Below are 21,278 nucleotides of genomic sequence, written 5' to 3'. Positions count from 1 at the left end.
ATCTGATGTATAGACGGACGTTTTAACTTTTAAGGGCAAATTACATCAAAATCGAAATCAACTTTTATGAAAAAAATTGGCCTTCTGTTTTTGGGATTTTGTACCCAAATGATCTTCGCTCAGGCAACGCGTTTTGTATATCAGGTTTCCATGAAACCCGACTCTGCAAACCGAAACGATGTGAAAACCGAAACCGCCTATCTGGATATCACTCCGGAAAAATCGATTTTCTATGGCGAAAAGCGCTTGCAGCGGGATTCCATACTTGGCAGAGCACGACAAACAGGCAGTTTTAATTTTGACCGCAGCCAAATGGAAAATCTCCGGTCCAATATCGACTTTACCGTTGTAAAGGATTATAAATCCGGTATCAAAACGTTTAATTCAAGAATTTCGCGAGATCAATATTCCTATGAGGAAGATCGCCCGATGGACTGGAAGATCTTACCGGAAACAGCAACGATCGGCGACTATAAAACGCAGAAAGCTGAAACTACCTTCGCTGGCAGAACCTGGTTTGCCTGGTTTACGCCGGACATACCTTTTCAGGATGGTCCTTATAAATTTTCGGGGCTTCCGGGGCTCATCGTAAAAGTGGAAGATGCGAAAGGAGATTATTCTTTCGATTTGAAAGAGACCAAAAAAATTGCGCAAATAGAGGATTTCTCGCAACGCGGCAATTTGGTAAAAGTGAAGCGGAAAGATTTCGAAAACCAAAGTGCGTTGTTCAAAAAAGATCCCGTATCCTTTATGCAGGCTTCCATGAACTCGCGCCGAGGAGGCGGACCCGGAAGAAATGCAGATCCCAACCAACGAAAAGAAATGGAAAACCGCCTGAAAGAGGAAACGAAAAAAAATAATAATCCGATCGAACTGAACTAAAGGTAATCCCGGCAATTAAAAGAAAGCCGGGATTTTTTAAAATTTCCCTATTTAAATATTTTCCTCAGATTTTAACCACTCGGAATTTGAAAGGTACTGATTGTCTGGATAATAAATAAACAAACAGTTTTTGCCTTTAATGGAATTAATGATGGGCTCTGCCAACGCACGCGGTACCGCGGGACAACCCCAACTTCTCCCAATTCGATGCTGAGATTTGATGAAATCTTCACTTACGTAATCGGCGCCGTGCATAACAATGGCCCGTTGCAAAGCCGCATCATTGTAACCGGAATCCATTCCGAGAAGCTTTAAAGAATAACCGTTGTTTCCATTGTACGTACTTTCGGTGATATAGAAGCCGAGACTGCTTTGATAAGAGCTTTCGGTGTTCGAAAATTTCTGCGCAAACTCTTCGCCGGTATTTTTGCCGTGTGCAACCAAAGAATTGAAGAGGATTTTATGTTCGTTCAAATCGATAACCCACAATCTGTTTTCGGTGGAGGATAAAGAGAAATCGCAAACCGTTAAAAGGTGAGACGCTGCGGGTAATTTTCCTGCCTTCTTTAAATTTTCGAAACCTAAAAAGGCTTTATAAAAAACTTCGGGATTAAGCTTGTTGACGTTATCGAATTTAATCGTCGTGTAAATCTCTTCGGCGGAAGTAGTGATCGATTTTGATTCGGCTTTAAGAACTGATTTAGAGGGTCTGGCTTTTAGATTTGCTTCTGTTTTACGCGTTGTAACTTCGGGGGAATAGAAAGAAGTGGTAACAAAAAAAACAGCTGTTAATGTTAAAAGGACTTTATTCATTCTTTATTATGTTAAATGATTTTAGTCCGGCAAAAATACAATTATTTAATTATCAGATCATTAAATCGAAATTTTTTAACTTTTTATTAAGAAACTTTAACCTAAAGGCGCCGTTCGGAATAATTTAGTAATTTTGCAAAAGCATGTTTAGGACTTTTAAAATATTTTTAATGATTTTGGGTTTGGGAGTTTTTATACTTCCGAAACAGGCCGTTTTTGCGCAAAAGATTGAACAGGCATGCACCCACAAATCTGATAAAATGGATTGCTGCAAGTCCGGAGCAAGCGAATCCTGCCCGCCCACAAAAACTTCCGACAAAAACACCTGCGGTGATGATTGCCTGAACTGCCATTCCTGCACCGTTCATTGTGTAACGAACTTTCTCTCGGCGGAATATAAATCAACACTGCTTCCAACTCATTTTTTTCTTAAAAAACTGAATTTTAAGTACGGAATTCCTTATTTCACTTCTACCATCCAAAACATTTGGCAACCGCCCAAACTAGGTTAATTACTTAATCGACAGCCAAAAGAATGTTCTTTTAGCACCTCTTTTTATTCAATTAACTTATTTTAAAAATGAAAATTTTACTGAAAAGCTTTCTGCTTTTTTCGACCTTATTTTTTTCTCTCCCATCTGCCCAAACCCTTTCGAAAGCAAAATTCACCGTGAGAGGAGAATGTGACATGTGCAAAGAGAGAATCGAAACTTCCGCAAAAAAAACCGGCGCGTCCACGGCTTACTGGAGCGCAGAAACCCAAAACCTTCAAATAGAATTCGATGCCGGTAAAACTTCGGCAGACGAAATTTTAAAAAATATTGCCGGCGACGGTCACGACAACGAAAAACACAAAGCACCAAACAGTGCGTACGACAATCTTCCCTCGTGCTGCCATTACGAAAGAGAAAATCCGCCAGCAAAAATGGCTGAAGCCAATCATCAAATTCAGGAAAGCCAGTATTTCGTGCGTGGAAATTGCGATGAATGCAAAGAAAGAATAGAAACCGCCGCCAAATCTGCAGGTGCAACAGGCGCTTTGTGGGAAGCGGAAACGCAGAAAATCTCCTTAGAATTTGATCCTGCCAAAACTTCGGCAGATCTTATTCTGAAAAAAATTGCAGAGGTGGGCCATGACAACGAGAAATTTCTGACCACGAACCAGGTTTACAGGAATCTTCCGGGCTGTTGTCTTTATGATCGCGACCTTCCGTTTGGGGAAAAAGGAAGCGGTGTTCATTCCGACAATCCAGCACCGAAAAAAGATTTCTCCCGCAACGGGGATCACTACGACAAATCCATCGAGGAGGTTCGTTTGGAGAAATTCAAAGATGCAACTGCATTAAATAAAAAATCCGCGGGTTTAACGTTTAATATTGGCGGCAAGGAATTGTTGAAAGCCGCGTGCTGTAATTTATCCGAAAGTTTCGAAACCAACGCGACGGTGGATGTTTCTTTCAGCAACGCCGTTACAGGAACGAAGCAGCTAAAAATGCTGGGTCTGGACCAAAAATATACGGCTCTTACAAAAGAACTTTTGCCTTCCATTCGCGGTTTGGCAGCGCCATATGGTTTGAATTTAATTCCGGGACGCTGGATCGGGGGAATTCAACTTACGAAAGGTGGCAGCACCGTGGTCAACGGCTACGAAAGCATCACGGGACAAATTAATACAGAACTTTTGAAAGTTCAGGAAAAACCCGAAACTGCGCTCAATATTTTTGCAGACGCTAATGGCCGCGTCGAAACCAATATCACAACGACGTCCCAACTGAATGATCACTGGAATCAATCCGTTCTCCTGCACGGCAATGCAACTTTAGGAAAAACGGATTCGAATAACGACGGATTTTTAGATCAACCCACGGGAAATCAAATCAACGCAGCGTATTTACTGAATTACAACGATTTGGAACATTCCGGATTGGGTTCGCATTTCGGCATCAGTTTTGTGAAAGACGAACGTTTCGGCGGACAAACCGCTTTTGATCCCAAGGAAGAACAGTCGCAGCAAACCGCTTACGGCGTGGGAATCGATCTTTCGCGTTTCGAAATCTGGAATAAAACCGGCTACGTTTTCAAAGACAAACCTTATCAAAGTATCGGCTGGATGAATCAGTTTACAACGCATCAGCAGGACAGTTTTTTCGGAAACAGAAATTACTGGGGCAATCAAAATACATTTTATTCCAATTTGGTTTTCGAAAGCATCATTGGAAATACCAATAATAAATTCAAAACCGGCGCGAGTTTTTTATACGATAAATATGATGAAGACTATCTGGCTAAAAATTATCAACGGACAGAAACTGTGCCCGGTGTATTTTTCGAATATACGTTAACAGGTCTGAAATATACTTTGGTAGCGGGCATCAGAAGCGATTTTCATAATTTGGCCGGAACGCAGTTTACGCCGAGACTGAACTTTAAGTACGATCTTTTTCCGAAAACGATCTTACGGCTTTCGGCAGGACGGGGTTTCCGAACCGCTAATATTTTCGCCGAAAGTCAGCAGTATTTCGCGTCCAACCGAGAAATTGAAATCTTGGAAAATGGCGGAAAAACTTACGGTCTAAAGCCGGAAATTGCCTGGAACTACGGCGCGAGTTTACAACAGGAATTCAAATTATTCAACAGGAAAGCGACTTTGGTGGCAGATTTCTTCAGGACAGATTTCCAAAATCAGGTTTTGACCGATCTGGATGTTTCGCCCCAAAAAATTGTTTTCTATAATTTGGAGGGCAATTCCTTCGCAAACAGTCTGCAAACCCAACTGGATTTCGCTCCCGCGAGAAATTTAGAAATCCGCCTCGCATATAAATACTATGATGTTCGGGCCGACTTCATAGGCGGAGAACGAGAGATTCCGTTTATGGCGAAAAACAGAGGTTTTTTTAATGCGTCCTACTCCACCAGTAAAACCGGAAAAGGCGCTTTTTGGAATCTCGACACAACGCTTCAGTTAATTGGGCGACAAAAACTGCCGAACTTAAATCTTAATCCCAGCGAATACCGTTTACCGGCATATTCGAAAGGTTACGCCACGCTGAATGCGCAGATTTCTAGAAATTTCACCAAAAATATGCGCGTTTATCTGGGCGGAGAAAATTTGACAGGCTATACGCAGAAAAATCCGATCCTCGATGCGCAAAACCCTTTCGGCAACTACTTTGATGCGGGAATGGTTTACGCGCCCATCATGTCCGCGAACGTGTACGTTGGCGTAGACTTTACCTTATAATAAAATTTCTTATTTTTGAAAAAAGTAGAAAATGAAAATAATACCCTTATTGATAGCGAGCGCAGCACTCATGATGTCGTGCGAAAAAAAATCTTTGACAACACAGGAAAACAATTCAGTTACGCCAACGGCTGATTCTGTAAGTACAACTGTAGACAGCACCTCCACCACCGATGCGGCAGTTTTGACACCTGAAACTTCGGTTGCGCAAAATAATTCTGCTGTAAAACCGGCTTTAAATCCCGCGCATGGCGAACCTTTTCACCGGTGTGACATCGCGGTAGGAGCGCCTATCGACAGCGCACCGCAGCAGGCTGCCGCTCCGCAGGCGATTCAGCAGCAGACGCCGGCTAACAATTTTAACACCAGTCCGATGTCGCCGTCGGTTACGTCTTCAACTTTGCCCGTTCAGGCAACCGGACCGAAGCCCGCCTTAAACCCGGCGCATGGCGAACCGCATCACCGCTGCGATCTGCAAGTTGGAGCGCCGTTAACTTAGTGCTTTTCAGAAAAGAGATCATAAAAAATGCAGCTTCTAAGGGCTGCATTTTATTTATTTTTAAAATTGCCGAAGAATTCAACTTTCGGAATTACTTAATTGAAATGTTTTTTGGTATTTACTGTTCGATATCCCGCGCTTCAAAGCCCACCAATTCTTCATTTTCAAAGCTGACCTGCAATTCGATAGGATTGCAACAAACTTCGCAATCTTCAATGTACGTCTGATGAGAAACGGAAGGATCTAAAAGAGCAGAAATTTCTTCCCAACAATAGGGACAGGTGTAAAAATGTTCCAGCATGATCTAAGAGAATAAAAATTTAATGTTTCTAATTACAGAATTAGAAGTAGTGGAGATTTTCAGCAAAAAATCTATTGGTCAAGATCAAATATTTAATTATTATTTCGCATCTGCCACTTTCGAATCCGGTACAAATTCGAGGCTGACAGAATTCATACAGAATCGCGTTCCGGTTGGCGCAGGACCATCGTTAAAGACGTGACCTAAATGCGAATCGCAACGTTTACAGAGCACCTCTGTTCTTTCCATGCCGTAAGACGAATCTCTTTTGTACGACACACCTTCTTTATCTGCTTCGAAAAAACTTGGCCAACCGCAGGTAGAAGAAAATTTAGAATCTGAGCGGAAAAGGTGATTTCCACATACCACGCAGTAATATTCGCCTAACTCATCAAACTGGTTATATTTACCGGTTCCCGGTCTTTCCGTTTCGGCTTCACGCGCTACCGCATAAACTTCGTGATCCAATATTTTTTTCCATTCGGAATTCGGAACATTTAGTTTCGTGCGGTCTGTGCGGGAATAATAAGGATTTTCTTTTTTAGTACTTGAATTTTCCATTGAGGTTGAATTTTTTATGGAGTTAGATTTTTCGGCTTGTTTAACTTGGGAACACATCTGCATTGAAAGGCAGAAGAATATAAAGAGGATTGCTTTCATAAAATTTTTATATTAAATTGTATCTTGAGAATCGTATTGATGAAAAATTAGAATTGAAATTTTTCGCCTTTAAGAAAAGGAATACAACATAAAATACGAGTTTTAGCAACAAAAGGTTTGCCACGCCCCGATATTAACGTGTAACTTTTTTGTAATTTAACCGCGACAAAATTGAAAGCCTCAATACAGAACAGATGAACGACGACGAAAAGAAAATTCAGCTACGGAATTTTAAAATGTTTGCCACGGGACTTTTTGTCCTGATGGCCCTTATTTTTGTAGGGATGACGATTTTAGAAAAGAAAAATCCCGCGCATTGGATCGGTTACCTCCGGGCTTTTTCCGAAGCCGCCATGGTGGGAGCTTTGGCAGACTGGTTTGCCGTTACCGCGCTTTTTCATTATCCGCTTGGGATAAAAATTCCGCACACCAATTTAATTGAAAACAGCAAAGAAAGAATCGGCGATAATCTGGGGAATTTCGTCGTGGAAAATTTTCTTTCCCCGGAAAACATCCGTCCTTACATTCAAAAAATTAAAATCTCCGCTTTTGTGGGCGATTGGCTGTCCAAAGAACGCAACCAGGAAAATTTAATGAAAGAAGTTTCTACCATCGTTTTGGATATTCTAAATAAACTGGATGATGCAGAAGTCGTTAATTTTATCGGGAAAAAGGCCAAAGAAATGTCGGATGATCTGAAGTTTAACGAAATCATCGGCAACGGACTCGAATATATTTTAGATAAAAAAGACCATCAGCGCTTTGTTACGAATCTCTCCAAACAGATTAAAGAATATGTTCTGAACAACCAGCAACTCGTGAAAGAGCGCGTAAAAAGTGAAAGTTTTTTCCTTGTTCCGAAATTTGTGGATGATGGCATCGCGGACAAAATTACAAAAGGGCTTTCCAAATATTTTGAAGAAGTGGAACTGAACGAAGATCATTCTCTGCGGGCGGAAATCACGCAGAAATTATATGAATTTTCAAAAGAAATTCAAACCGAAGAAAAATGGGCCGAAGAATTTCGGAATATCAAAAATGATGTTCTGAAAGAAGAAAAGATTGCGCAGTATTCGACGGACATTTGGAATTCCATTAAAAAATCGTTGTCCAAAGAACTGGAAGAAGAACAGTCGTCCCTCAAAAAATACATTCAGAAAAATTTGGCGGAACTGTCGAACAATTTAAAGACGGACGAGAAATTTCAAAACAAAATTGACCATTGGGTCCGCGTAACGGCTTATAAATATATTCTCAAAAACACGCATCAGTTCGGCGCTTTAATCAGTTCTACGGTGGGAAATTGGGAAGGAAAAGAACTCAGCGAAAAACTGGAGCTGGAAGTTGGTAAGGATTTGCAGTTTATCCGTGTGAACGGAACCATTGTCGGGGGACTGGTAGGCCTGGTAATTTACACCATTACCAATTTCTTTATCTAAAATTTTAATATCTTTCCAAAAAAATTATGAAAAAAATCTCTATTTTATTGACGTTATTATTGTTTTGCGTCTCTTTTTCCCAGGAAATAACTTTGTCGAAAAGCGGCAGAAAATTTGTAAAAAATGGCGTAGAATATAAAATGTCCGAATATAAAACACAGTTTCAAAATCCTGTTTCGAAAGCGTATATTAAAGAAGGTCGCGGGTACCAAACTGCGGGAAATATTTTAGGTTTTGCCGGTGGCTTATTGGTAGGTGCAGGGCTTCCAAGCGCACTTTCCCACAAAAAATCGAGCGGATTTTTTGATCCCTATACTGGGCAGTATATAAAAAGTGAAATCAAAAACCCCGGCTGGACCTACGTGGGATTCGGAATCGGCTTAGTTGCAGTCGCGGTTCCACTTGCAATTATCGGAAGCAATAAAGTGAAGAAAGGCGTAAAAACGGAGAATACTTTTGCCCCAAAATCTCAAAACTTTTATCAATTCGACTGGACGGGGACTGGTTGTGCGCTCAGCTATAATTTTTAAGTAATTTCCTGTTAATTTCCCGAATCAGCGCCGGACCTTCATAAATAAATCCCGTGTACAATTGCACCAGACTTGCGCCGGCATCAAGTTTTTCCAAAGCGTCTTCTGCTGAATGAATTCCGCCTACCCCGATAATAGGAAAAGCTTTTCCACTTTTTTCGAAGAGAAATCGGATGACTTCTGTGGAACGTTTTGCTAAAGGTTTCCCCGAAAGTCCACCCGTTTCTTTTTTGTTTTCGGAAGTTAAATTTTCGCGTGAAAGCGTGGTATTTGTTGCGATTACGCCTGCGATCTGAGTTTCTTTCACAATATCAATAATATCCAAAAGTTGATCATCGCTTAAATCTGGTGCAATTTTTAAAAGAATGGGTTTTGGCTTTTCTTTTTTTGAATTGAGTTCCTGAAGCGTTCCCAAAAGTCTGGTTAAAGGTTCTTTATCCTGAAGTTCGCGAAGATTGGGCGTGTTTGGCGAACTTACATTCACCACAAAATAATCCACCACCGGAAATAATTTTTCGAAACAGATGATGTAATCGTTGACCGCTTCTTCGTTGGCCGTCGCTTTATTTTTTCCGATGTTTCCGCCGATCAGAACATTTTTATTTTTCTTCAATCTTTCAACAGCTGCGTCTACGCCGCCATTATTGAACCCCATCCGGTTGACGATGGCAGCATCTTCTTTCAAACGGAAGAGTCTTTTCTTCGGATTTCCTTCCTGCCCTTTCGGCGTTAAAGTTCCGATTTCGATAAAGCCAAATCCCAAATCGGAAAGTTCGTGGAACATTTTCGCATCTTTATCAAAACCTGCGGCTAAACCGACGGGATTTTTAAATTTCAAGCCAAAAACTTCACGTTCCAGTCTTTTGTCTACAATCGGTTTTGGAAGAAAAATTTTTGCTAAAAAAGGAAATTTCTTCAGAACAGAAAAAGTAAAATAATGAACTTCTTCCGGATCGAAGTTGAAAAGAATCGGGCGAATTAGGGATTTGTACATGAAAGAAAAGTTTGACAAATTTACTGAATTATAACGATACTTTTATTTTAAAAAGAGAGCCCAATAGCCCTGATCGAAACGGCATCCTTTTTTATTTTTCGGTGCGGGAAAAGTGCGGCAAAAAATAAAAAAGATAGAGTGTAGAGCAGGTTCCCGGCTCCAAAAAAATACAATAAATTTCCCTATTTTTGCACAAATTCTAACAACGATGGCAAAACAGGAAGATGTTTTCAAAAAATTGATCTCGCACGCAAAAGAATATGGTTTTATTTTTCCTTCCAGTGAAATTTACGACGGTCTTTCCGCGATTTACGATTATGGACAAAATGGGGCGGAACTGAAAAACAACATCAAACAATATTGGTGGAAAGCAATGGTGCAGCTGAACGACAACATTGTGGGCATCGATTCCGCAATTTTTATGCATCCGACCATTTGGAAAGCTTCTGGTCACGTCGACGCCTTTAATGATCCTTTAATTGATAACAAAGATTCAAAAAAACGTTTCAGAGCCGATGTTTTGCTGGAAGATTACTGTGCCAAATTAGAAGAGAAAGCGCAAAAAGAAATCGATAAAGCCGCCAAAAGATTCGGCGAGGCTTTCGATAAAAATGAATTTGAGAGCACGAACCCACGCGTTTTAGAATACCGTGAAAAGCAAAAAACCATCCTTTCCAGAATGGCGAAATCTTTAGAATCTGAAGATCTTGCCGATGTGAAAGCCTTGATTGAAGAACTGGAAATTGCGGATCCTGACACGGGTTCGAAAAACTGGACCGATGTCCGTCAGTTCAACTTGATGTTCGGAACGAAACTCGGCGCTTCTGCAGATTCTGCGACGGATTTATATTTAAGACCGGAAACGGCGCAGGGAATTTTTGTAAACTTTTTGAACGTTCAGAAAACTTCCCGCCTTAAATTGCCTTTCGGAATTGCCCAGATCGGAAAAGCCTTTCGAAATGAGATTGTTGCGCGGCAGTTTATTTTCAGAATGCGTGAATTTGAACAAATGGAAATGCAGTTTTTTGTACCGCCGGGAACAGAAATAGGTTTCTATGAAATGTGGAAAGAGAAACGCTTAAACTGGCATTTGGCTTTAGGTTTAGGTGCTGAAAACTATAAATTCCACGATCACGAAAAACTCGCACATTACGCAAATGCTGCGGCAGATATCGAGTTCAAATTTCCGTTTGGATTTAAAGAACTGGAAGGTATTCACTCCCGAACCGATTTCGATCTGAGCGCGCACGAAAAACATTCCGGCCGTAAACTCCAGTATTTTGATGCCGAAAGAAATGAAAACTATGTTCCTTATGTCGTGGAAACTTCGGTTGGTTTGGACCGATTATTCCTCGCAATTTTTTCAAATTGTTTGAAAGATGAAATTTTAGAAGACGGTTCAGAAAGAACAGTTCTTTCTCTTCCGCCGGCTTTAGCTCCCGTGAAAGCGGCGATTTTACCTTTAATGAAAAAAGACGGTCTAGGCGAATACGGCGAAAAGATCTTCAACGAACTGAAATATGATTTCAATATGATTTACGAAGATAAAGACAGCATCGGGAAACGTTACAGACGTCAGGACGCCATCGGAACACCGTTCTGTATTACGGTGGACCACGATACTTTGACCGACGACACGGTGACTCTGCGTGACAGAGATACGATGAAACAGGAAAGAGTTGCTGTCGCAGATTTGCGAAGAATCATCGATGAGAAGACCAATTTCCGAAACCTGCTTTCGAAGATTTAAGATTGCAAAAATATTTTTATTAAAAGTTCCGGAGCCATTCGGAACTTTTCTCGTGAAAGACCAAACGATTGCTTCTGTTTTTAGAAAAATTTGATTAAGATTTTAAGTCCTAATTTTGTAGCCAGACTTTTGGTATGATAAAAAAAACGATTCAGGGTGTTTTGCTTTCCCTTGCCGTGCTTATTGCGCTCACCTACGCCTTTGGCTACGATTATCTTTTTCGCGGAATCCGGCAAACCTATTTCCGCGGAGAAAGCGGCTCCACGATCGACGACGGCATCCATTTCAAATCGCACGTAATCGCGAAAGGAAAAGCAGTTCCGTGGGAGCTCGATTCGTTGTACAATAAAAATCCTTTGCCGAAAGGGGTAGTTGAAGACCTGAAACAATCGAATACAGCCTCTTTTTTAATTATCAGGAAGGGCAAGTTATTGCACGAAGAATACTGGAATGGCTACACCCAGGATTCTAAAACGAATTCATTTTCCATGGCGAAAGCGGTTACCGTAATGCTTTTGGGGAAAGCGATTGAAGAAAAGAAAATCAAAAGTTTAAGCCAGAAATATGCGGATTTTTTTGAAAATTATTCAAATGTGGAATTCGGTAATCATTTAACCATCGGTGATCTGGCAAAAATGGAAGCCGGGCTCAACTGGAACGAAGATTATAAAAATCCGTTCCTCCAAAATGCCAAAGCGTACTACGGGAAATCTTTGGAAGAAGCTGTTCTTCTGCGCGGTTTCAAAAATGAGCCGGGCACAAAATTCGAGTATCAGTCGGGAGCCACTCAACTTTTGGGATTTGCCCTCAGAAAATCGATGAACAGAACCCTTGCGCAGTATGCCTCCGAAAAATTGTGGCAACCTTTGGGCATGACGCAAAATGCAGATTGGAACACCGATGATTTCGGCATGGAAAAAACGTTTTGCTGCATCAATTCCAGTGCACGGGATTTTGCGAAATTGGGTCAGCTTTTTTTAAATGATGGAAAAGTTGGCGAAGACCAGGTTCTCAATATGAATTTTCTGAAACAAATGCGAACACCAACCAAACTTAGCGGCGGCGCTTACGGAATGGGTCTTTGGATTAACTACGACGCGCCCGTTAAACATTATTATTTTTGGGGTTTATACGGACAATACATTATTGTTATTCCGGAACAGGAGATGGTTATCGTACGCACCGGAACTTACAAAGATCAACCCAAAGATGCGAAAGGCCGGCCGCAACAGGTTGCATTTCTGGTGAATGAAGTGGTGAAAAGTTTTCGATAATTTTCTGCAAAATATTCAAATTTAATTTCCGTAAATTTGAAGGATTCTAAATAAGCAACATGTTCGACCTACAAAATATTCGCAGTCAGTTTCCTATTCTTACGCAAAAAGTAAATAATAAGCCTCTGGTTTATCTGGATAATGCGGCTACGTCGCAAAAACCGATCTCTGTTCTACAAAGTTGGGAGCGATATTATTCGGAAATCAACGCGAATGTTCATCGTGGCATTCATACATTGAGTCAGCTGGCGACGGAACAAATGGAACTTTCGCGCCGGAAAATTCAGAAATTCATCAATGCAAAGAATGATTTTGAAGTTATTTTCACGAAAGGAACGACGGAAGGGATCAACCTTATCGCCTTTTCGTTAACTACAATGATCCAGGAGAACGATGAGATCCTAATTTCTTATCTGGAGCACCACTCGAATATTGTTCCGTGGCAAATGCTTTGCGAAAGAACCGGCGCCAAACTGAAAGTGATTCCGATGGACGAAAACGGAGTTCTTCAGCTGGATTTTTTAGATGAAAATTTAAGCGAAAAAACCAAAATCATCTCCCTAAATCAGGTTTCCAACGCTTTGGGAGTCATCAATCCCATCGAAGAAATTATCGCAAAAACACGCGCGAAATCCGATGCGATCATCGTTATTGATGGCGCACAGTCGGTGCCGCATTTTAAGATCGATGTTCAACAGATGGATTGTGACTTTTTTGTCTTCTCCGGACATAAAATGTACGCGCCGATGGGAACCGGAATTCTGTACGGCAAGGAAGAAATTCTACGGAAAATCCAGCCTTTTCACGGTGGTGGCGAGATGATCGCGACGTGTTCTTTTGAAAAAACAACCTACGCTGATCTGCCTTTTAAATTTGAAGCCGGAACGCCCAACGTTGGTGGAAATATCGCTTTGGGAGCCGCCGTAGATTTTATTGAAAGTATTGGTCATGAGCATATTCAGACACATGAAAAAGCCTTGCTCGATTATGCGCAGAAAAAACTGCTGCAGATTGAAGGTTTAAAAATATACGGTGAAAAAGCCGCCCGAACGGGTGTAATTTCTTTTAATTTGGAAGGAATCGGAATTGCTTCTGATGTTGGAATGATCCTCGATAAACTCGGAATTGCCGTGAGAACAGGACATCATTGTACGCAACCGATTATGGAATACTTTAAGATTGCGGGAACGGTGCGTGCGAGTTTCGCCGTTTACAATACTTTTGGAGAGATCGATATTTTAACGGAAGGCGTAAAAAAAGCGCAGCGCATGTTGGGCTAAATTTCTATATTCTACCGAATTCCACTGATTAGACAGATCTTTCGAACTTTAAGAGGTAAATTTTACTTATAAAATTTTGTGACTTTTGTGGTTAAAAAGAATTTGTGCTTAATTACTTTCAAAAATTTGAGCAGCAGCTTCTTTCGTTTTCACTTTGTCGATCACTCTTGTACAAATGCCGTTTTCATCAAAAATAAAAGTCGTACGTAGAATTCCCATGAATTCTCTACCCATGAATTTTTTCAGTTGCCACACGCCAAATTTTTCGATGACCTCTTTGTCTTCATCTGCGAGTAAGGGATATTGAAAGCCAAATTTCTCGTGAAATTTCTTCTGCGCTTTCACGGCATCTGCAGAAACACCTAATAATTGGTAACCTTCCCTCTTTAAAACTAAAATATTATCATTCAAATCACACGCTTCCGCTGTACAGCCCGGTGTATTGGCCTTCGGATAAAAGAAAACAACGAGTTTTTTCCCGGAAAAATCACCTGATTTCACGGTTTCGCCGTCTTGATTTACACTTTCGAATTCCGGTAATCGGTCGCCTACTTTCAACATAATGCTTAATTTTGTTCAAATTTAAACTTAAAATGACGAAAAAGCAAAGAGCAGCGATCATCCTGACGGAACTGGAAAAATTATATCCCGAAGTTCCTATTCCGCTCGATCACACCGATCCTTTTACGCTCCTTGTCGCCGTTGCACTTTCGGCCCAAACAACCGATAAAAAAGTGAACCAGATCTCCGGCAAGCTTTTCGAAGTCGCGGGCGATCCTTTTAAGATGAAGGATTTAGGGGTTGAGGAAATTAAATATTTAATTAAAGAAATCGGCTTAGCCAATACGAAAGCCAGAAATCTCAAGCGCATGGCGGAACTCCTGGTCGAACGGCATGACGGCATTGTCCCGCAGACTTTTGAAGAACTGGAGGCGCTTCCCGGCGTTGGACACAAAACGGCGTCCGTGGTGATGAGTCAGGCGTTTGGAGAGCCCGCGTTTCCGGTGGACACCCATATTCACCGCCTGATGACCCAATGGAAACTGACGTCCGGAAAAAATGTCGTGGAAACTGAAAAGGACGCGAAGAAAATTTTTCCGAGAAGCACCTGGAACAAAGTTCATCTGCAGATTATTTTTTATGGGCGCGAATATTCGCCGGCGCGCGGCAATCAGGAGAAAGATTTCTTAACGAAAATGTTATTCTTGCCGCAGGAAAAATAAAGTCAATTGTGCAACTCCAATTATCGGTATTTCATAACATTCCGACTTTGGCTTACGGGATCATCCCTCAAAACCTTTATCCGCAAGCTACACACTGAACTTTTCGTTTCTAAAGTTGCAAGCTTATATTCTACTGCTTTTTTGCCCAGATTTCCATTTTCCGGTTCAGAACATCTAAAGGCAAGCAACCCTGATTCAGTAACTCGTCGTGAAATTTCGCCAAACTGAATTTTGCGCCTAACTGTTTTTGGTATTGATCTCTTAACTCGCGAATCTTCAGCGCGCCAATCTTGTACGATAAGGCCTGACCCGGAATTGCCATATAACGCTCCACTTCCGCGGTTGCGCTGGCATCATCATAAGAAATATTGCTCAGAAAGTACGTAATCGCCTCTTCTCTCGTCATTTTCCCTGTGTGAAGTCCCGTATCTACCACAAGCCTTACGGCACGTAACATTTGATCGCTTAAATAACCCATTTTCTGATACGGATCGGTGTACAAACCCAATTCAGGCCCGAGCGTTTCGCAGTAATGCGCCCATCCTTCGCCATACGCACCAAACCAGCCGAACCGCATAAATTTCGGCAGTGCGGTGTTTTCCTGCTGCAAAGAAATCTGATAATGATGTCCTGGAATTGCCTCGTGAAGGAATAAAGATTCCATGCCGGAGGTTACGTTAAATTTGGTGGGGTCAGGAAGTGGAATGTAAAAAATACCCGGTCTTTTTCCATCGGGAGTTCCGGGAATATATTCTGCACTGGCACTTTTTTCGCGGAATTTTTCGGTCTGTCGAATTTCAAAAGGAGTTTTGGGAGTGACGCCAAACATAGACTTCAGTTTTGGCGTGATGGTTTTTAAAATTCCGTTAAAGGCTCCGATGACTTCTTTGTCCGTTTTGTACGGCATCGCTTTCGGATCCGTTTTAACGAAAGTGATAAATTCTTCCACCGTTCCTTTGAAGCCTACTTGTTGTTTCACCTTTTCCATTTCTGCGCGGAGCATGGCAACCTGTTCCAATCCTGTTTTATTAATTTCGGCAGGCGTTTTGCTGGTTGTTGTCCAGCTTTTAGCATAATAGGCATAAATATCATTTCCGCGCGGCAAGGCATTTATTCCGTCGGAACTTCGGGCTTTGGGCAGATATTCCGTCTCCAAAAAGTTCGCCATCTTACTGTAACTCGGAATAATCTTCGTAGTGATCATTTCCTGATACCTTTTCGTAAATTTCTCCCGTTGCGCCGCCGTGAAATTCGTCGGAAATTTATTAACAGGACCATAGAAAATATTTTTCGAAAATTCCGGTGAAATTAATTCTTCCGCTTTCATTTGCGGAATCATTTTCGCAACCAGCTTTTTCGGCAGCACATATTGTGCGGCAATTCCCTCTTTGAAATTTTCAATAGCAGCATCCATCCATTCCGGGAATTTCTCGGTACGTTTCAACCAGTCTTCATAATCTTTTTCTGTTTTACAGGGCTGGCTTCCTTCCGCACTTCCCAACAAAGGAAAATCCAGCGGCAGACCGCCAAATTGGGTGAATGGAATGTATTCGGGATGATAGGCATACCGTTCAATCTTATCTTTTAAGGTATAATCCAAAACATTATAAACCGTTTTATCTTCGTCGCTCAGACCTTTGTAATCCACTTTTCTGAGCTGTGTCTGCACCGAATTATAAAAGGAAATTTCCCCCGAAATAAAATCCCTGTCGATATTAATGGGCAGTTGGTCATTATAGCGCACATCGCCCTGGGCCGTAGCTTCCAGCGGATATAATTTAAGATACTGTTCATAATAATTCGCCGCAATAGAATCGAGTTCCACTGGAGTTTCTTTGGTTATAGGAGAATCCGATTTTTTACAGGAGATCAAGCTCCCGGCTAAAGAGAAAAAGAAAAGCGTTTTATAAAGAAGGTTTTTCATAGTCGTATTTTGAAAAGGCTAAATTAATTGTTTTTGTTTAAAGTTTTAGCGTTAAAATTATGGCACCAAAATTTTTTCCAAAGAGCTAAACCACAGCAGCATTAAAAGCGACTCTAGTGGGGTTTGCTCTGCCTTTTCGGCCTGCCGGCTTTAAAAATAAGCGAAAACATTTTGCACTATCAATCAATTTTTTATCTTTGTTGAATCAGTTTCAAAATCAATTATTTAACACTTTTTTTCTCAAAAAAAATGAAAGGGATTTTAAAAATCTACCATCCTGAAGAAACCCTTAAATATAACATCAAAAGCACTTACTGCAAAGCGGTTTACAGCAACAAAAAACATTTTCTGGAAGTTGAGATCATTACCGATGATTCTTTAGACCATGTTGATGATGATTCTTTACAATATAATTTTCCGCAACTCTCGATGACAATTATCGAATTTCCCATCGAGGACGCCGAACTGGCGGGAAAAACGTTCGATATTCAGGATTCCCAAATTGATACCTACACCGAAGTTGATCTTTTTGATGACGAAGATGCCTACCTTTACGAAAGCAAACTCGCCTTCGATAAAAACACCGAAGACGAGCTCCAACTCTTTTGGAAGGGCAATATCGATGATTTTTACACGGGTTCGGGCGACCCAATTCCGTTTCAGCTCAAATGCGACTTCAAGCCGGATCTTATTGAGGTAGATGAAGATTAATCTCTCATTTTCGCCACTAATGCTGCAAAACTCCTTAAAATCTATACTATTAAGGTAATTTTGCCGTTCAATTTTAATATCAAAAACTAAAAAATGTTTTTACAAACACCTACTCCAGTAATTAATACCACGACCGAAAAACACATTTTTTCTCTTTGGGAAATCCTCTTCAGCGGCGGCATCGTCGGAAACGTGATTATGATTGCTATTTTTCTCCTCGGGATTTTAGCGCTTTATATCTTTTTGGAAAGATTTTTCTTCATCAAAAGAGCTTCAAAAGCCACACCTAATTTCCTCGAAAACATTAAAGATTTTGTGCAGGAAGGTAAAATTCAAACGGCGGTGGATTACTGTAAAACCATAGATTCTCCCGAAGCCCGGATGATTGAAAAAGGTTTGGCAAGAATCGGACGGCCAATTTCCGACATTTCCAACGCGATGCAAAACCAGGGTCAACTCGAAGTTTCCAAACTCGAAAAAAATCTGAATATCCTGGCCTCCGCTTCCGGAGCCGCACCGATGCTCGGCTTTCTGGGGACCGTGGTCGGAATGATCATGGCTTTTTTCGAAATATCAAATGTTACTGGCGCCGTAAGTCCCAAATTACTGGCTTCCGGAATCTATACAGCCATGGCAACCACTGCCGTCGGTTTATTCATCGGTATTCCCGCCTACTTTTTCTATAATATTTTGGTGACGAATGTAGACCGTTTGGTGTTGAAAATTCAAACCCACGTTAACGAATTTCTGGACGCTCTAAACAAACCGCTATAATGGAATTGAAACGCAGAAACAGAGTGAACGCCGAATTCAGCATGGCTTCGATGACAGATATTATCTTTCTGTTGCTGATCTTTTTTATGATCACGAGTTCCGCCATCAGCCAAAGCGCCATCGATGTGAACCTTCCAAAGGCCGACGCCACGAATCCTAACGTTCAGGACACTTCCACCGTAACCATTAAAGAAGATGGCAAATATTTCATCAACGATAAAGAAATTCCGAAAGAAGCCCTGGAAAGCCAGTTGGTGAACGCGTTGAAAGACGAAACCAATCCTTCCTTCACCATCCGCGCCGATGAAAATACGAGACACAAAGACGTGGTTTTCGTTATGGGAATCGCAGAAACGCATCATTATAATTTAGCCATTGCGACCACGCAGGAATAGATTTAAATAATTTCTGAAAAAGAATTTTACCAAATGGATTATATAATTCAACATAAAAAAAATCAGGAGAAAGACAAAAGGAAAAGCGCTGTGCTAACGGTCCTTGTGTCGCTTTTGGTATTTTTAGGAATTTTCTTTTACAAATTCACCAAAATAACCGAAAAGCCGGAGCAGATCACGACGATGCTCATCAATTTCGGCGACAATCAAAACGGCGCCAATCTCGAAGAGCCCGCAAATCAGGAGGGAAGTTTAGCTGCAAACACCGAAACCGAAGTTCCTGAAACCGTTCCCCAACCCAAAGTAGAAACCGCGCAACCCGTTGCGAAAGAAAAAGTTTTAACAGGACAGAACACGAAAGTTTCTGCCCCAAAAGTTGAAAAGGTCGCGAAAACCGCCACCAAACCCAGCCCTACGAAATCGACACCCGCAAAAACCTCCGCGGCGAAAGCCACCAAAGCCAATTCGAAAACCGGCACCGGCGATGGAAAAGGCACTGCAGCCATTGGTAATTTGCTGAAAGGTCGCGGCACAAAACCCGGCTCCCAGGGAACCAACGGCACCACCGGAAATGCGGGAGATCCGCTGGGCGGCGACGGAAATGGCGACAGCAAAATAGGTGTGGACCGCAAACTCGTCGGTTTCATTCCCGGCACCATGGGTCGCGGCGGCGCACAACCTTCGCACACCTGCACGGCGAGTGGCACCATTAATATTTCCTATACCGTAGACAAAGCCGGAAATGTAGTTTCTGCGCGGCGCTTAAGCGGTATTTCCGATGCCTGCGTTGCCTCCAATTCCATTTCGTGGGTGAAAAGATACGTGAAAGCCGAACGCGCAAACACCTCTTCTACCGGCGTTTATCAAATTACTTTTTAGCATATTTCTTTTTATTGGGGCGCCAAATCCCTGCTTTCACTACTCGCTTTTTTATTATTTTCCTGCGGAAAAATAATAAAAAGAGCTCAAACAGACCGTTCAATCAGGGGCGCGATTCCACATTTTTCGAAGTGATTTTTTTAAAAGTCAGATTTCTTTCTTCAAACCGGAAATTTTTTGGGAATTTTGCACCATGACACCTCAGCAATATCAGGACGCGCTCGACTGGCTTTTTCAGCAACTGCCGAATTATCAAATGGTGGGCAAAACCGCATACAAACCCGGCCTGGAAAACATTACGCAACTCTGCGAATTTTTCGGCAATCCGCAGGAAAAAATAAAAACCATTCACATCGGCGGAACCAATGGCAAAGGTTCGACGAGCAATATGCTCGCTTCTGTGCTGCAAGAAGCCGGCTACAAAACCGGTCTCTATAATTCACCGCACCTCATCGATTTTACAGAAAGAATTAAAATCAACGGCGAAAATTGTGATAAAGAATTCGTCTTTGAATTCATTCAAAAACTAAAAAAACTTCCGCCAGAAATCACGCCTTCCTTTTTCGAATTCACGACCGTGATGGCTTTCGACTATTTTTTCCGCAAAAAAGTAGATTATGCGATCATTGAAGTTGGCTTGGGCGGAAGATTAGATTCCACCAATATTATTACTCCCTTGGTTTCCGCTATTACAAACGTCGCGCTGGATCATCAGGAGATTCTGGGAGAAACGATCGAAAAGATCGCGTTGGAAAAAGCCGGAATCATCAAACAAAACATTTCGGTGATTTCCGGCGCAGAAAATTTAACGGTGAAAAACATCATCAAAGCAAAAGCCGCAGAACAAAAGGCTGAATTCATCGATGCAACAAAAATCGAAACCGATTTACAATCTGATCTGCGGGGAAATTATCAGCAGAAAAATATTAAAGTAACGTTGGCTTTAATCAGTTCATTAAAAGATCTCGGTTTGGAAATTTCTGAAACGAACATTAAGAACGGTCTGTTAAACGTCCAAAACAACACCAATTTCATCGGCCGCTGGTACGAATTTTCGAAAGATCCATTAACAATTTGCGATACGGCGCACAATCAGGCGGGTTTGGAAGAGGTTTTTTCGCAGCTTAACGCCATACCAAAATTCAAACATATTATTTTGGGCTTCGTAACGGACAAGAAAATCGAGGAGGTTTTACAGATTCTTCCGGCCGACTCCACTTTCTATTTTGCCAAACCAGCCATCAATCGCGGTCGGCATCCGCAGGATTATGAAGATTTGCTGAAAAAATCGAAAATTAATTATAAAATTTTTGATAAGGTTCACGACGCCTATGTTTCTGCAAAACAGAATGTTAAAAAAGAAGAAATGATTTTTATCGGCGGAAGCAACTTTGTAGTAGGAGAATTTTTAAAAAATAATTTGGAGAAATAAAAAATACTTGTATATTTGCCGAACCAAAATTTGAGAGATCAAACAATGGAATCGGGCTCTTAGCTCAGTTGGTTCAGAGCATCTGGTTTACACCCAGAGGGTCGGGGGTTCGAATCCCTCAGGGCCCACCCAAAACTTCTCAGGAAACTGAGGAGTTTTTTTTTCGGGCGGTTAGCTCAGTTGGTTTAGAGCGTTGCGTTGACATCGCAGAGGTCGCTGGTTCGAACCCAGTATCGCCCACACAAAACTCCTCCGGAAACAGAGGAGTTTTTTTTAA

General features: G+C 41.5%; 21 protein-coding genes and 2 tRNA genes. 16 read left to right on the top strand and 7 right to left on the bottom strand.

The features are described 5' to 3' along the window. The first annotated feature begins 66 nt into the window (after nt 1–66). Entirely contained in the window at nt 67–882 is an 816-nt protein-coding gene (locus L0B70_RS06095; RefSeq protein WP_235143392.1) for a GLPGLI family protein, read from the top strand. A gap of 51 nt (nt 883–933) precedes the next feature. Here L0B70_RS06095 and L0B70_RS06090 read toward each other — a convergent pair whose 3' ends face one another. Together L0B70_RS06090 and L0B70_RS06085 are read right to left on the bottom strand one after the other, a co-directional pair. After that, on the bottom strand, nt 934–1,695 hold the full coding sequence (locus L0B70_RS06090) for a murein L,D-transpeptidase catalytic domain family protein (protein WP_235143391.1): 762 nt from the start codon (nt 1,693–1,695) through the stop codon (nt 934–936). 167 nt (nt 1,696–1,862) lie between these two features. Continuing rightward, nucleotides 1,863–2,063, bottom strand: a complete 201-nt coding sequence (locus L0B70_RS06085; RefSeq protein ID WP_235143390.1) for a hypothetical protein — start codon at nt 2,061–2,063, stop codon at nt 1,863–1,865. A gap of 212 nt (nt 2,064–2,275) precedes the next feature. On the opposite strand from L0B70_RS06085, the gene L0B70_RS06080 reads away from it, so the two are divergent. Further along, nucleotides 2,276–4,936 carry a TonB-dependent receptor domain-containing protein gene (locus tag L0B70_RS06080; RefSeq protein WP_235143389.1) on the top strand — a complete coding sequence of 887 codons (2,661 nt, stop codon included), beginning with the start codon at nt 2,276–2,278 and terminating at the stop codon, nt 4,934–4,936. A gap of 31 nt (nt 4,937–4,967) precedes the next feature. Beyond that, on the top strand, nt 4,968–5,435 hold the full coding sequence (locus L0B70_RS06075; RefSeq protein ID WP_235143388.1) for a hypothetical protein: 468 nt from the start codon (nt 4,968–4,970) through the stop codon (nt 5,433–5,435). 118 nt (nt 5,436–5,553) lie between these two features. Here the strand turns inward: L0B70_RS06075 and L0B70_RS06070 are convergent, their stop codons facing one another. Further along, nucleotides 5,554–5,736, bottom strand: a complete 183-nt coding sequence (locus tag L0B70_RS06070) for a CPXCG motif-containing cysteine-rich protein (protein ID WP_235143387.1) — start codon at nt 5,734–5,736, stop codon at nt 5,554–5,556. A 99-nt stretch (nt 5,737–5,835) separates the two neighbouring features. Beyond that, nucleotides 5,836–6,354 carry a peptide-methionine (R)-S-oxide reductase MsrB gene (gene msrB / locus L0B70_RS06065; RefSeq protein WP_235143561.1) on the bottom strand — a complete coding sequence of 173 codons (519 nt, stop codon included), beginning with the start codon at nt 6,352–6,354 and terminating at the stop codon, nt 5,836–5,838. 236 nt (nt 6,355–6,590) lie between these two features. Here msrB and L0B70_RS06060 point away from each other — a divergent pair, with 236 nt between their 5' ends. Together L0B70_RS06060 and L0B70_RS06055 are read left to right on the top strand one after the other, a co-directional pair. Next, nucleotides 6,591–7,835 carry a DUF445 domain-containing protein gene (locus L0B70_RS06060; protein WP_235143386.1) on the top strand — a complete coding sequence of 415 codons (1,245 nt, stop codon included), beginning with the start codon at nt 6,591–6,593 and terminating at the stop codon, nt 7,833–7,835. 26 nt (nt 7,836–7,861) lie between these two features. After that, nucleotides 7,862–8,365 carry a hypothetical protein gene (locus L0B70_RS06055; protein WP_235143385.1) on the top strand — a complete coding sequence of 168 codons (504 nt, stop codon included), beginning with the start codon at nt 7,862–7,864 and terminating at the stop codon, nt 8,363–8,365. On the opposite strand, the gene L0B70_RS06050 is transcribed toward L0B70_RS06055, so the two are convergent. Further along, nucleotides 8,349–9,359 (bottom strand): quinone-dependent dihydroorotate dehydrogenase, encoded by a 1,011-nt coding sequence (locus L0B70_RS06050; RefSeq protein ID WP_235143384.1) that lies wholly within the window; start codon nt 9,357–9,359, stop codon nt 8,349–8,351. The genes L0B70_RS06055 and L0B70_RS06050 overlap by 17 nt on opposite strands. 208 nt (nt 9,360–9,567) lie before the next feature. Between L0B70_RS06050 and L0B70_RS06045 the strand changes: the two genes are divergently transcribed. The 3 genes from L0B70_RS06045 (at nt 9,568) to L0B70_RS06035 (ending at nt 13,663) form a co-directional block, all read left to right on the top strand. Then, nucleotides 9,568–11,109 carry a glycine--tRNA ligase gene (locus L0B70_RS06045; protein WP_235143383.1) on the top strand — a complete coding sequence of 514 codons (1,542 nt, stop codon included), beginning with the start codon at nt 9,568–9,570 and terminating at the stop codon, nt 11,107–11,109. A gap of 134 nt (nt 11,110–11,243) precedes the next feature. Then, nucleotides 11,244–12,383, top strand: a complete 1,140-nt coding sequence (locus L0B70_RS06040; RefSeq protein ID WP_235143382.1) for a serine hydrolase — start codon at nt 11,244–11,246, stop codon at nt 12,381–12,383. Between the two features lie 59 nt (nt 12,384–12,442). Next, nucleotides 12,443–13,663 (top strand): aminotransferase class V-fold PLP-dependent enzyme, encoded by a 1,221-nt coding sequence (locus L0B70_RS06035; protein ID WP_235143381.1) that lies wholly within the window; start codon nt 12,443–12,445, stop codon nt 13,661–13,663. Between the two features lie 108 nt (nt 13,664–13,771). Here L0B70_RS06035 and bcp read toward each other — a convergent pair whose 3' ends face one another. Further along, entirely contained in the window at nt 13,772–14,224 is a 453-nt protein-coding gene (gene bcp / locus L0B70_RS06030) for a thioredoxin-dependent thiol peroxidase (RefSeq protein ID WP_235143380.1), read from the bottom strand. A 32-nt stretch (nt 14,225–14,256) separates the two neighbouring features. On the opposite strand from bcp, the gene nth reads away from it, so the two are divergent. Beyond that, nucleotides 14,257–14,886 (top strand): endonuclease III, encoded by a 630-nt coding sequence (gene nth, locus L0B70_RS06025; RefSeq protein ID WP_235143379.1) that lies wholly within the window; start codon nt 14,257–14,259, stop codon nt 14,884–14,886. Between the two features lie 130 nt (nt 14,887–15,016). Here the strand turns inward: nth and L0B70_RS06020 are convergent, their stop codons facing one another. Continuing rightward, the gene (locus tag L0B70_RS06020; RefSeq protein ID WP_235143378.1) at nt 15,017–16,810 is read right to left on the bottom strand and encodes a DUF885 family protein; all 1,794 of its coding nucleotides are present in this window, start codon (nt 16,808–16,810) and stop codon (nt 15,017–15,019) included. Nucleotides 16,811–17,059: 249 nt separating this feature from the next. Here L0B70_RS06020 and L0B70_RS06015 point away from each other — a divergent pair, with 249 nt between their 5' ends. The 7 genes from L0B70_RS06015 (at nt 17,060) to L0B70_RS05985 (ending at nt 21,241) form a co-directional block, all read left to right on the top strand. Next, nucleotides 17,060–17,521: a hypothetical protein gene (locus tag L0B70_RS06015; protein WP_235143377.1), complete on the top strand. Its 462-nt coding sequence runs from the start codon at nt 17,060–17,062 to the stop codon at nt 17,519–17,521. A gap of 93 nt (nt 17,522–17,614) precedes the next feature. Further along, complete coding sequence (locus L0B70_RS06010; protein WP_235143376.1) at nt 17,615–18,295, top strand: MotA/TolQ/ExbB proton channel family protein; 681 nt, start codon at nt 17,615–17,617, stop codon at nt 18,293–18,295. Further along, complete coding sequence (locus L0B70_RS06005; RefSeq protein ID WP_235143375.1) at nt 18,295–18,690, top strand: biopolymer transporter ExbD; 396 nt, start codon at nt 18,295–18,297, stop codon at nt 18,688–18,690. The genes L0B70_RS06010 and L0B70_RS06005 overlap by 1 nt, the downstream gene beginning before the upstream one ends. Before the next feature lie 33 nt (nt 18,691–18,723). After that, on the top strand, nt 18,724–19,569 hold the full coding sequence (locus L0B70_RS06000; protein ID WP_235143374.1) for a ferric siderophore ABC transporter substrate-binding protein: 846 nt from the start codon (nt 18,724–18,726) through the stop codon (nt 19,567–19,569). A 193-nt stretch (nt 19,570–19,762) separates the two neighbouring features. After that, nucleotides 19,763–21,001 (top strand): folylpolyglutamate synthase/dihydrofolate synthase family protein, encoded by a 1,239-nt coding sequence (locus tag L0B70_RS05995; protein WP_235143373.1) that lies wholly within the window; start codon nt 19,763–19,765, stop codon nt 20,999–21,001. 53 nt (nt 21,002–21,054) lie between these two features. Then, nucleotides 21,055–21,129: transfer RNA gene (locus L0B70_RS05990), tRNA-Val, on the top strand. Nucleotides 21,130–21,166: 37 nt separating this feature from the next. Further along, nucleotides 21,167–21,241 (top strand) — tRNA-Val (locus tag L0B70_RS05985). The last annotated feature ends 37 nt before the right edge of the window (nt 21,242–21,278 follow it).

Origin of the sequence: Kaistella sp. 97-N-M2 (genome assembly GCF_021513235.1) — a bacterium.
Classification (GTDB): Bacteria; Bacteroidota; Bacteroidia; order Flavobacteriales; family Weeksellaceae; genus Kaistella.
This window is presented reverse-complemented; position numbering and strand designations above follow the sequence as displayed.